Consider the following 11,250-nt stretch of genomic DNA (forward strand, 5'->3'; position numbering starts at 1 on the left):
GAACGCGATTAACCGCGCTCCAGGTCGATATCGATACCGAGCGAACGGATTTCCTTGACCAGCACGTTGAACGATTCCGGCATGCCGGCATCGATCACGTGATCGCCCTTGACGAGGTTTTCGTACACCTTCGTACGACCCGTCACGTCATCCGACTTCACGGTCAGCATTTCCTGCAGCACATACGATGCGCCATAGGCTTCCAGTGCCCACACTTCCATTTCACCGAAACGCTGACCACCGAACTGAGCCTTACCGCCCAACGGCTGTTGCGTCACCAGCGAGTACGGACCGGTCGAACGCGCGTGCATCTTGTCGTCGACCAAGTGGTGCAGCTTGAGCATGTGCATGAAGCCGCAAGTGACCGGACGCTCAAAGGCTTCGCCCGTACGACCGTCGAACAGCGTGACCTGATTCTTCGACGGCGTCATGCCGAGTTCCTTCGCGATGTGATCCGGGAACGCCAGATCCAGCATGCGGTGGATTTCCTCTTCATGGGCACCATCGAACACCGGCGTTGCGAACGGCACGCCGTTCTGCAAGTTGCGCGCCAGCGACATGATTTCGTCGTCCGACAGGCTGTCGATATCTTCTTGCTGACCGCTCTCGTTGTAGATCTTCGTCAGGAACTTGCGAACTTCCTGGACCTTGGTGTGCGCTTGCAGCATTTCGCCGATACGCCAGCCCAGACCCTTCGCTGCCCAGCCGAGGTGCGACTCGAGAATCTGACCCACGTTCATCCGCGACGGCACGCCGAGCGGGTTGAGCACGATGTCGGCCGGACGGCCATCGGCCATGTACGGCATATCCTCGATCGGCACGATCTTCGAGACCACGCCCTTGTTACCGTGACGGCCGGCCATCTTGTCGCCAGGCTGCAGACGACGCTTGACTGCCAGGTACACCTTGACCATCTTCAACACGCCCGGCGGCAGTTCGTCGCCCTGCGTGAGCTTCTTGCGCTTTTCTTCGAAGGCCAGATCGAACTGGTGACGCTTCTGCTCGATCGATTCCTTGATCTGCTCGAGCTGTTGCGCGCCTTCGTCGTCGGCCAGACGGATGTCGAACCAGTGGTAGCGATCCAGATCGGCCAGGTATTCCTTCGTGAGCTTGGTGCCCTTGGCGAGCTTCTTCGGACCGCCATTGGCCGTCTTGCCCACCAGGAAGCGCTCCAGACGCTGGAATGCATCGCCTTCCACGATACGCAGCTGGTCGTTCAGGTCCAGGCGGTAGCCCTTCAGTTCATCGTCGATGATCTGTTGAGCGCGCTTGTCGCGCTGAATGCCTTCACGCGTGAACACTTGCACATCGATCACCGTGCCGCTCATGCCCGACGGCACACGCAGCGACGTGTCCTTCACGTCCGATGCCTTCTCGCCGAAGATCGCGCGCAGCAGCTTTTCTTCCGGCGTGAGCTGGGTTTCGCCCTTCGGCGTGACCTTGCCCACCATCACGTCGCCGGCTTCGACTTCCGCGCCGATGTACACGATGCCCGACTCGTCCAGACGGCTCAGTTGCACTTCCGCCAGGTTCGAGATGTCGCGCGTGATTTCCTCAGGTCCGAGCTTCGTGTCGCGAGCGACCACGTTCAACTCTTCGATGTGGATCGACGTGTAACGGTCTTCCGCAACGACGCGCTCCGAGATCAGGATCGAATCCTCGAAGTTGTAACCGTTCCACGGCATGAACGCGATCAGCATGTTCTGACCCAGCGCCAGCTCACCCAGATCGGTCGACGCGCCGTCGGCGATCACATCGCCGCGCGCCACCTTGTCGCCCACTTCCACGATCGGGCGCTGGTTGATGTTGGTGTTCTGGTTCGAACGCGTGTACTTGATCAGGTTGTAGATGTCCACGCCGACTTCACCGGCAACGGCTTCATCGTCGTTCACGCGAATCACCACACGGCCGGCATCGACGTAATCGACCACGCCGCCACGGAACGCCTGCACGGTCGTACCCGAGTCAACCGCCACCGTACGTTCGATACCCGTACCGACGACCGCTTTTTCCGGACGCAGGCAAGGCACGGCCTGGCGCTGCATGTTCGAACCCATCAATGCGCGGTTCGCATCGTCGTGCTCGAGGAACGGAATCAGCGAGGCTGCCACCGACACGATCTGCGACGGCGCCACGTCCATGTACTGGATGCGGTCCGGCGTGACCATCAGCGTTTCGCCAGCTTCACGCGACGAGACCAGTTCGTCGGTCAGTTCGCCGTTTTCGCCGATCGACGCGTTCGCCTGAGCGATCACGTAACGACCTTCTTCAATGGCCGACAGGTAGTCGATCTGGTCGGTGACCTTGCCGTCTTCCACCTTGCGATACGGCGTCTCGAGGAAGCCGTATTCGTTCAGGCGAGCGTACAGTGCCAGCGAGTTGATCAGACCGATGTTCGGGCCTTCCGGCGTTTCAATCGGGCACACACGACCGTAGTGAGTCGGGTGCACGTCGCGCACTTCGAAGCCTGCACGCTCACGCGTCAGACCGCCCGGTCCCAGTGCGGACACGCGACGCTTGTGCGTGATTTCCGACAGCGGGTTGGTCTGGTCCATGAACTGCGAGAGCTGCGACGAACCGAAGAACTCGCGAATGGCCGACGAGATCGGCTTGCTGTTGATCAGATCGTGCGGCATCAGGTTTTCCGACTCGGCCTGACCCAGACGTTCCTTCACAGCGCGCTCGACACGCACCAGACCGGCACGGAACTGGTTTTCGGCCAGTTCGCCGACGCAACGCACACGACGGTTACCCAAGTGGTCGATGTCGTCGACTTCGCCGCGGCCGTTACGCAGATCCACGAGGATCTTGATGGTCGCGAGAATGTCGTCGTCTTCCAGCGTCATCGGTCCGAGCACTTCGTCACGGCCAACACGACGGTTGAACTTCATACGACCCACCTTCGACAGGTCGTACGCTTCTTCGCTGTAGAACAGACGGTTGAACAACGCCTCGACCGCATCTTCGGTCGGCGGCTCGCCCGGGCGCATCATGCGATAGATCGCGATACGCGCAGCCGTCCGGTCGGCGGTTTCGTCAATACGCAGCGTGGCCGAGATGTACGAACCCTGGTCCAGATCGTTCGTGTACAGCGTCTGGATGTCCGACACGCCCGACTCGCGCAGCTTGACCAGCACGCTTTCGGTGATTTCGTCGTTGGCGTTGGCGATCACCTCGCCGGTATCGCCATCGATCACGTTCTTCGCGAGCACACGGCCGAGCAGGTAGTCTTCCGGCACCGAGATGAACTTGGTGTTGGCGTTCTCCAGATCACGGATGTGCTTCGCGTTGACGCGCTTGTCCTTCTGGACGATGACCTTGCCTTCGCGATCCGTGATATCGAAACGCGCGACTTCACCGCGCAGACGCTCCGGCACGAACTCCATCTGTGCGCCTTCCGGCATCAGCTTGAAGTTGTCGAACACGAAGAAGTTCGCGAGGATCTGTTCCGGCGTCAGGCCAATGGCCTTGAGCAGGATCGTGACCGGCATCTTGCGACGGCGGTCGACGCGGAAGTACAGGATGTCCTTCGGATCGAATTCGAAGTCCAGCCACGAGCCGCGGTAGGGGATGATACGCGCGGAGAAAAGCAGTTTGCCCGAGCTGTGCGTCTTGCCCTTGTCGTGTTCGAAGAACACGCCCGGCGAACGATGCAGCTGCGAGACGATGACACGTTCCGTGCCATTGATGACGAAGGAACCCGTCGAGGTCATGAGCGGAATTTCGCCCATGTACACTTCCTGTTCCTTGACTTCCTTGACGACGGGCTTGTTCGGCGATTCCTTGTCGAGAATCACCAGACGAACCTTGGCGCGCAGGGCCGAGCAAAAGGTCAGGCCGCGCTGTTGACATTCCTTGACATCGAACGCAGGAGTACCGAGCAGATAGCTGACAAACTCCAGGCGTGCGAACCCGTTGTGAGAAACGATCGGGAAAATGGAGGAGAAGGCTGCTTGCAGACCCTCCGGCTTCCGCTCCGATGCAAGCGCATCGGCTTGCAAGAACGATGTGTACGAGGCGAGCTGGGTGGCCAGCAAAAACGGCACCTTGTGCACGGTCGGACGCTTCGCAAAACTTTTGCGAATGCGTTTCTTCTCGGTGAAGGAATAGTGCATTACGATCTCCGAATCACTACGCTGACGACGACGGCAGGCATCGTCAACGGGTGTTCATCGACTGAGACCAGACGTCCCCCACGGCGGGCTTGCCGTAGAGCAACGAGCTTGGTGGTTGGCCGCTACCAACCGCTGGCTGACGGCGACGGATGCCTGTGTTGCCCGTCGCCCGACCAAACTTGCCTTCTGCAGTCGCTTCAGAAGACAAAGAGAAAACCGCCGCAGACACACGCCGCGCGATTTTTTCTTTGGCCTCTTCGATACGTCTTCCGTACTTCCCTGGTACCGTGCTTTCGCTCAACTCGCCGATGGGACACGCGTTTGAAACAGCACGGTTTGCATCGACTTTGGCGAAATCATTTTGCTTTCAACCACTTGGCGCTGCTTCGCGCCGGCTTTCGAATTCCGCACATCCTTTATGGGATTTGCATCTCCTGAAAGCACAAAAAGGCTGACGACTTTTCGTCGCCAGCCTTCCCTACGCGCAGAGCCGAATTACTTGACTTCGACCTTGGCGCCGGCTTCTTCCAGCTTCTTCTTGGCTTCTTCAGCAGCAGCCTTGTCAACGCCTTCCTTGACTGCCTTCGGAGCGCCATCAACCAGATCCTTGGCTTCCTTCAGGCCCAGGCCGGTGATTTCGCGGACGGCCTTGATGACGCCGACCTTGTTTGCACCGACTTCCGCCAGGATGACGTTGAATTCGGTTTGCTCTTCAGCAGCAGCAGCGGCGCCGCCAGCACCTGCCGGGCCAGCAACTGCCAGGGCAGCAGCCGACACGCCGAACTTCTCTTCGAACGCCTTGACCAGGTCGTTCAGTTCCATAACCGACATCGCGCCTACGGCTTCGATGATTTCGTCTTTCGTGATTGCCATTTGTAAAACTCCTAGATTGTGTTCGGACCGAAGTCAGCGATCGTGTAACCGGGGCGAGAATTAAGCAGCTTCCGCTTGCTTCTTCTCGGCCACGGCAGCCAGGACGCGAGCAAAGCCGGAAACCGGCGCTTGCATGACACCCAGCAACTTCGCGAGCAGTTCGTCGCGGCTCGGGATCGAGGCCAGCGCTTGCACGCCTGCCTTGTCCATCACCTTGCCGTCGTACGAGCCGGCCTTCAAGATCAACTTGTCGTTGCCCTTCGAAAAGTCGTTCAAGACTTTCGCAGCGGCTACGGGATCCGTCGAGATACCGTAGATCAGAGGACCGGTCATCTGCTCAGCCAGGTCAGCAAACGGGGTGTTTTCCACCGCGCGGCGTGCCAGCGTGTTCTTCAGAACGCGCAGGTAGACGCCTTGCTGACGCGCATTGGCGCGAAGCTTCGTCAGATCGCCAACCGTGATTCCGCGATATTCAGCCACAACGATGGTCGAAGCGCCGGCGACTTGCGCCGAAACTTCTGCCACGACGGCTTTCTTATCATCAAGATTAAGTGCCACGGTTAACCTCCAAAATTGACATCACCTCATGGTGACGCCGTTCCACTAACGGCTTACCGACATGTCTGGAGTTTCAACCCTCGCGCCCGGTTGCCCGCGTGCGACGGTGTGACTGCAAAACTTGTTCGGGTTCGCCATCTGCGTTGGCTGGCGTATTAAGGGAGCGTCAGTGAATGCCCATTCCCGCCAACGGTCTTTGATAACCGGAAGCGCATTCCGAAGAACTCGCTTCCGCCCAAAGTCTTTTGCTACTGGCTTTCGATCTCGAGGATCTCAGCCATCGCAGGGGACGCCATCACCCTGCGATTGCGATACTGTCTCGCTTAGGCAGCCAAGCTAGCCTGATCCACACGTACGCCAACGCCCATCGTGCTCGACAGGGCGATCTTGCGCAGGTAGACACCCTTGCTCGAAGCCGGCTTGGCCTTCGTCAGGGCTTCCAACAGTGCCGACAGGTTCTTCTGCAGCGCTGCCGGTTCGAACGATGCGCGACCGATCGTGGCATGAATGATGCCGCCCTTGTCAACGCGGAACTGCACCTGACCTGCCTTGGCGTTCTTCACAGCCGTAGCAACGTCCGGGGTCACCGTGCCAACCTTCGGGTTCGGCATCAGGCCGCGCGGGCCGAGGATCTGACCCAGCGTACCGACGATACGCATCGTGTCCGGCGAAGCGATCACGATATCGAAGTCCATGTTGCCGGCCTTGATCTGCTCGGCCAGGTCTTCCATGCCCACGATTTCAGCGCCGGCAGCCTTGGCTTGCTCAGCCTTTTCGCCTTGGGCGAAAACGGCCACGCGAACCGACTTACCGGTACCTGCCGGCAGTACGACCGAACCACGAACCACCTGGTCCGACTTCTTCGCATCCACGCCCAGTTGCACAGCGACGTCGATCGACTCGTCGAACTTGGCGCTTGCGCATTCCTTGACCAGGGCCAGAGCGTCGCCGACCGGATACAGCTTGTTGCGGTCGACCTTGGCGGCCAGTGCTTGTTGACGCTTCGAGATCTTAGCCATTACAGACCCTCCACCGTGATGCCCATCGAACGTGCGCTGCCAGCGATGGTGCGAACCGCGGCGTCCAGATCGGAGGCGGTAAGGTCAGGCATCTTGGTCTTCGCGATTTCTTCCGCTTGTGCGCGGGTGATCTTGCCCACCTTATCGGTGTGCGGCTTGCTCGAACCCTTTTGCAGGTTGGCAGCCTTTTTGATCAGCACCGTTGCCGGCGGGGTCTTCAGGACGAACGTGAAGCTCTTGTCCGCAAATGCGGTGATCACCACCGGAATCGGCAGACCCGGCTCGAGGCTCTGCGTTTGCGCGTTGAACGCCTTGCAGAACTCCATGATGTTCAGGCCGCGTTGACCCAGTGCCGGGCCCACGGGGGGCGACGGATTGGCTTTACCTGCAGGAATCTGCAGCTTGATAAAGCCGATGATTTTCTTTGCCATGGTTTACTCCGGAACGAATATGTGGCGCATATTCGGGGTTGAGTCATAGCGCGTTTTCACCGGAAAACCGGCTACTGGCGCTCCTCGGCGACGGCTGTCACCAACGCAAAAACGCGCCGGACGTCGCGCCGGCGCATTTTATTCTTAGATCTTTTCGACTTGTCCGAACTCCAGTTCTACCGGAGTCGCCCGTCCGAAAATGGTGACGGAAACACGGAGGCGAGATTTTTCGTAATTCACTTCTTCCACCGAGCCGTTGAAGTCCGTGAAAGGACCATCCTTGACTCGAACCAGCTCGCCCACTTCGAACAACGTCTTGGGACGCGGCTTTTCCACCCCGTCCTTGATTTGCGACATGATCTTGTCGACCTCGGCCTGACGGATCGGAATCGGACGATTGCCCGTGCCGCCGACAAAACCGGTGACCTTGGCGGTGTTCTTCACCAAGTGCCACGTGTCATCCGTCATTTCCATCTCGCACAGCACATAGCCGGGAAAGAAACGACGCTCGGTGACCGACTTGTGGCCACCCTTTGTTTCAACAACTTCTTCGGTCGGAACGAGAATCTCGCCGAAGTATTCTTCCATGCCAGCGCGCGCAATGCGCTCGCGAAGCGCCTTGGCTACGCTCTTTTCCATGCCGGAATACGCATGAACGACGTACCAGCGCTTCTTACTCGGTGCAGCCCCGGTATCAGACATATCACTTCCAGCCAAGAATCAAAGAGAACACCGCCCATTCGATCGTCTTGTCGCTGAGCCAAAGATACAGCGCCATGACGATGACGAACGCGAAGACAATCGCTGTCGTTTGAGCGGCCTCTTTACGGGTCGGCCAAACGACCTTACCCACTTCCCGATACGCATCCTTGGCAAAAGCCAGGAAGCCTTTGCCGGTTTGCGATGCCAATGCAACACCTGCTGCGATGGCCAGAACGACGACGATGGCAGCAACGCGCACATACAGTGCTTGTTGCTCCAACGCGTAGAACGCCACGACGCCAGCAATAACCAGCAGCCCGGCCAGTGCCAGCAGCAGCTTGTCGCCAGTCGTACGTACAGTTTCTACGGGAGAATTCGCCATTTCCAGCTTGCAGACAGTTGTTTTGGCAGGGGCAGAGGGAATCGAACCCCCAACCTTCGGTTTTGGAGACCGACGCTCTGCCAGTTGAGCTATACCCCTAAAACAGCAGAGGGGCCAGCCGCCAAAAGCTGACCCCGTAAGCGCGGACCGTTAAGGTACCGGCTTAAGCTACGATCTTTGCAACCACGCCGGCGCCGACGGTACGGCCACCTTCGCGAATTGCGAAACGCAGACCTTCAGTCATGGCGATCGGGGCAATCAGCTTGACGCTGATCGACACGTTATCGCCCGGCATGACCATTTCCTTGTCTTCCGGCAAGGTGATCGAACCGGTGACGTCCGTCGTACGGAAGTAGAACTGCGGGCGGTAGTTGTTGAAGAACGGGGTGTGACGACCACCTTCATCCTTCGACAGAACGTACACTTCGCCCGTGAATTCCGTGTGCGGCGTGATCGAACCCGGCTTGGCCAGAACCTGACCACGCTGAACTTCTTCACGCTTCGTGCCGCGCAAGAGGATACCGACGTTGTCGCCTGCTTGACCTTGGTCGAGCAGCTTGCGGAACATTTCAACGCCCGTGCAAATCGTCTTGACCGTCGGCGTGATGCCAACGATTTCGATTTCTTCGCCGACCTTGATCACGCCCGACTCAACGCGACCCGTCACAACCGTACCGCGGCCCGAGATCGAGAACACATCTTCCACCGGCATCAGGAATGCCTTGTCGATGGCGCGCTCCGGCGTCGGAATGTACGAATCGAGCGCGTCAGCCAGCTTCATGATGGCTTGTTCGCCGAGTTCGCCCTTGTCACCTTCCAGCGCCAGCTTGGCCGAACCCTTGATGATCGGCAGGTCGTCGCCCGGGAAGTCGTACTTCGACAGAAGTTCGCGAACTTCCATTTCGACCAGCTCGAGCAGCTCGGCGTCGTCGACCATGTCGCACTTGTTCAGGAACACGATGATGTACGGCACGCCAACCTGACGGGCCAACAGGATGTGCTCACGCGTTTGCGGCATCGGGCCGTCAGCGGCCGAGCAAACCAGGATAGCGCCGTCCATCTGGGCAGCACCGGTAATCATGTTCTTGACGTAGTCGGCGTGGCCCGGGCAGTCAACGTGTGCGTAGTGGCGGTTAGCCGTTTCGTACTCGATGTGCGCGGTGTTGATGGTAATACCGCGTGCCTTTTCTTCCGGTGCTGCGTCGATTTCGTCGTACTTCTTGGCCTGGCCGCCGAACTTCGACGACAGAACCGTTGCGATAGCGGCCGTCAGGGTGGTCTTGCCATGGTCAACGTGACCGATGGTGCCAACGTTCACGTGCGGCTTAGTCCGCTCGAATTTTTCCTTTGCCATTTCCGACTCCTAACGGGGTTATCTATTGCCGAGGTTGCTCGGCATGTTGATTGCCGCGCTTCACACTATCTTTTGGTGCCCATGGGCAGGATCGAACTGCCGACCTCTCCCTTACCAAGGGAGTGCTCTACCACTGAGCCACATGGGCGAATCCTTTACTTCTACTGCGTCTGCGCGTCACCTGGAGCGGGTGAAGGGAATCGAACCCTCGTCATAAGCTTGGAAGGCTTCTGCTCTACCATTGAGCTACACCCGCGTGGATTCCGACTCTCGCTTCTCGGTAACAAGCGCCGGAAACCTGGATTCCCGACGCTTATCACTTCCGCATTCTGGTGGAGGAGGTTGGATTCGAACCAACGTAGGCGTAAGCCAACAGATTTACAGTCTGCCCCCTTTAGCCACTCGGGCACCCCTCCGCAGAGAATTTGCAATTATGGAGATGTCCCCCGGCCTTGTCAACACCTTCCATGCATTAAATACGCAGTTTCTGTGCCTGATGCTCTGCGGATTTTCACTATATGCGGCAAGTCTTTGATTTGCTTGGATATGTAAAAGCCGACCGGGTCTCGGTCACTCCCAACGACGGGGGGGTGTCAGAAGCCGGCGGCGCCAGGCGTCGATATATCGGCTCAGACTATCTCGCCCCATATGAAACTCGCGCCGGAGCTTCTGCGAAATGCTGCGCCGGGCTTTCTGGCGACCGACGATGGTGGTCCCCAACTCATCGCCTCGATCGACCACCATATCCGGTGATATGGAGATCATCCGAATGCCATGCTCCCAGTTGCGATTGAGCATGTCGTCGACGGGATGAATCATGCGTTTTCCGTACGCCAGAAGCGTTAATGCCGCATCGCGTCGGATGAGGTAACCCTGCGTACCCCCCGGTTGCTTGCGGTGATCGTTCAGAACCCCGCCGCCGGGCAGCTGAGCCACTTGCCACCGACCTGCTGAACCAGCGTCTTTCAACCGCATGACACCCCACGGCACCGGCACATCCAATGCGCCAGCCAAGCGCTGCGAGAAATCGGGCGCCAGCTCGATATCGTCTTCCAGGATGCACCAGATGTCGTCATTGGAGCGCGCCAGATCCTGCCAGATCCGGTAGTGGCTGTCATAGCATCCGACCTCCCCGAGCGTCAGATGGTTGGCGTACATCTGCAGGCGCGTGCGGGCGTCGTAGTCGGGTGGGTATTTCTCGATGCGCTGCGCGTTGAAGAAGCGAAAGGGCACACCGGCATCCGCTAATTGCGCCGTGATGTGGGCGCGGCGGACATCGCTGTCCACGAGGGAAATGACAACGACGGGCGGAAGTTTTCGGTTCGAAGCAAATATCTGGTTCATTCTTTTTATCGTTAGCGCGCATCCAATGTAAGAGTTGGATTGCGCCCGTATCGTCAACTGAAACGACAATACGATAACGACAAAAAATGTCAAATGTTGATGCCTCTCATCGCATTTCGAGAGAATCTCTCCACGGAATTCATGTTCTGCTAGTTGTCGGCGATCAGGCCCTTTGGATCTCTAACTACCGAAGAAAATGGGAAAGCTCGTTTTGGGCAAACGGAAATGCCTTTTTTCTCGCTGCTTGAATTAACTTCAGATGAATTCAATGAGATATTTCATTGAGGCAAATTAAATCCTCCTTGAAGTTGAGCTGCGATCCCGACGGAACGCCGCCGGGATGAAAAAAGCGAGGATGGAGGAAGCGAGAGAGAAGCGAGAGGCAGCCGCCAAAACAGGCCAAGTGTGAGCACAAAGCAAAAACCCCTTGCTACGCGTTGTAGCAAGGGGTTTTTAGGGGAGCCTGACGATT

9 protein-coding genes and 4 tRNA genes are annotated in these 11,250 nt (G+C 58.2%); all 13 read right to left on the reverse strand.

All coding sequences use genetic code 11. The features are described 5' to 3' along the window. Window positions 1–8: 8 nt before the first annotated feature. The 13 genes from rpoB to PCO31110_RS21670 all read right to left on the reverse strand — a co-directional run bounded on the left by rpoB (window position 9) and on the right by PCO31110_RS21670 (window position 10,778). A complete protein-coding gene (gene rpoB / locus PCO31110_RS21610) occupies window positions 9–4,115 on the reverse strand; it encodes a DNA-directed RNA polymerase subunit beta (RefSeq protein WP_010804160.1) in 4,107 nt (1,368 codons plus the stop codon). Between the two features lie 495 nt (window positions 4,116–4,610). Further along, on the reverse strand, window positions 4,611–4,988 hold the full coding sequence (gene rplL / locus PCO31110_RS21615) for a 50S ribosomal protein L7/L12 (protein ID WP_010804161.1): 378 nt from the start codon (window positions 4,986–4,988) through the stop codon (window positions 4,611–4,613). 60 nt (window positions 4,989–5,048) lie between these two features. Continuing rightward, complete coding sequence (gene rplJ / locus PCO31110_RS21620) at window positions 5,049–5,546, reverse strand: 50S ribosomal protein L10 (protein WP_010804162.1); 498 nt, start codon at window positions 5,544–5,546, stop codon at window positions 5,049–5,051. A 323-nt stretch (window positions 5,547–5,869) separates the two neighbouring features. Further along, window positions 5,870–6,565 (reverse strand): 50S ribosomal protein L1, encoded by a 696-nt coding sequence (rplA, locus tag PCO31110_RS21625; RefSeq protein ID WP_010804163.1) that lies wholly within the window; start codon window positions 6,563–6,565, stop codon window positions 5,870–5,872. After that, window positions 6,565–6,996 (reverse strand): 50S ribosomal protein L11, encoded by a 432-nt coding sequence (gene rplK, locus PCO31110_RS21630; RefSeq protein ID WP_010804164.1) that lies wholly within the window; start codon window positions 6,994–6,996, stop codon window positions 6,565–6,567. Before rplK ends, rplA begins: the two co-directional genes overlap by 1 nt. 144 nt (window positions 6,997–7,140) lie before the next feature. Then, window positions 7,141–7,698, reverse strand: a complete 558-nt coding sequence (gene nusG / locus PCO31110_RS21635) for a transcription termination/antitermination protein NusG (RefSeq protein WP_010804165.1) — start codon at window positions 7,696–7,698, stop codon at window positions 7,141–7,143. A gap of 1 nt (window position 7,699) precedes the next feature. Then, window positions 7,700–8,080 (reverse strand): preprotein translocase subunit SecE, encoded by a 381-nt coding sequence (gene secE, locus PCO31110_RS21640; RefSeq protein ID WP_010804166.1) that lies wholly within the window; start codon window positions 8,078–8,080, stop codon window positions 7,700–7,702. Window positions 8,081–8,103: 23 nt separating this feature from the next. Then, window positions 8,104–8,179, reverse strand: a tRNA-Trp gene (locus PCO31110_RS21645). 64 nt (window positions 8,180–8,243) lie between these two features. Beyond that, entirely contained in the window at window positions 8,244–9,434 is a 1,191-nt protein-coding gene (gene tuf / locus PCO31110_RS21650; protein WP_150586536.1) for an elongation factor Tu, read from the reverse strand. 73 nt (window positions 9,435–9,507) lie between these two features. Then, window positions 9,508–9,582 (reverse strand) — tRNA-Thr (locus PCO31110_RS21655). A gap of 34 nt (window positions 9,583–9,616) precedes the next feature. Further along, window positions 9,617–9,690 (reverse strand) — tRNA-Gly (locus tag PCO31110_RS21660). A 74-nt stretch (window positions 9,691–9,764) separates the two neighbouring features. Next, window positions 9,765–9,850: transfer RNA gene (locus PCO31110_RS21665), tRNA-Tyr, on the reverse strand. Window positions 9,851–10,004: 154 nt separating this feature from the next. Continuing rightward, the gene (locus PCO31110_RS21670) at window positions 10,005–10,778 is read right to left on the reverse strand and encodes a glycosyltransferase family 25 protein (RefSeq protein ID WP_150691332.1); all 774 of its coding nucleotides are present in this window, start codon (window positions 10,776–10,778) and stop codon (window positions 10,005–10,007) included. Window positions 10,779–11,250: the final 472 nt, after the last annotated feature.

It is taken from the genome of Pandoraea communis, from assembly GCF_902459745.1.
Lineage (GTDB): Bacteria > Pseudomonadota > Gammaproteobacteria > Burkholderiales > Burkholderiaceae > Pandoraea > Pandoraea communis.

Excerpts from the sequence above, each read along its gene's own strand:
- rpoB (WP_010804160.1), bottom strand. The coding sequence starts at position 4,115 with ATGCACTATTCCTTCACCGAGAAGAAACGCATTCGCAAAAGTTTTGCG.
- nusG (WP_010804165.1), bottom strand. The coding sequence starts at position 7,698 with ATGTCTGATACCGGGGCTGCACCGAGTAAGAAGCGCTGGTACGTCGTT.
- PCO31110_RS21670 (WP_150691332.1), bottom strand. The coding sequence starts at position 10,778 with ATGAACCAGATATTTGCTTCGAACCGAAAACTTCCGCCCGTCGTTGTC.
- rplA (WP_010804163.1), bottom strand. The coding sequence starts at position 6,565 with ATGGCTAAGATCTCGAAGCGTCAACAAGCACTGGCCGCCAAGGTCGAC.
- secE (WP_010804166.1), bottom strand. The coding sequence starts at position 8,080 with ATGGCGAATTCTCCCGTAGAAACTGTACGTACGACTGGCGACAAGCTG.
- tuf (WP_150586536.1), bottom strand. The coding sequence starts at position 9,434 with ATGGCAAAGGAAAAATTCGAGCGGACTAAGCCGCACGTGAACGTTGGC.
- rplL (WP_010804161.1), bottom strand. The coding sequence starts at position 4,988 with ATGGCAATCACGAAAGACGAAATCATCGAAGCCGTAGGCGCGATGTCG.
- rplK (WP_010804164.1), bottom strand. The coding sequence starts at position 6,996 with ATGGCAAAGAAAATCATCGGCTTTATCAAGCTGCAGATTCCTGCAGGT.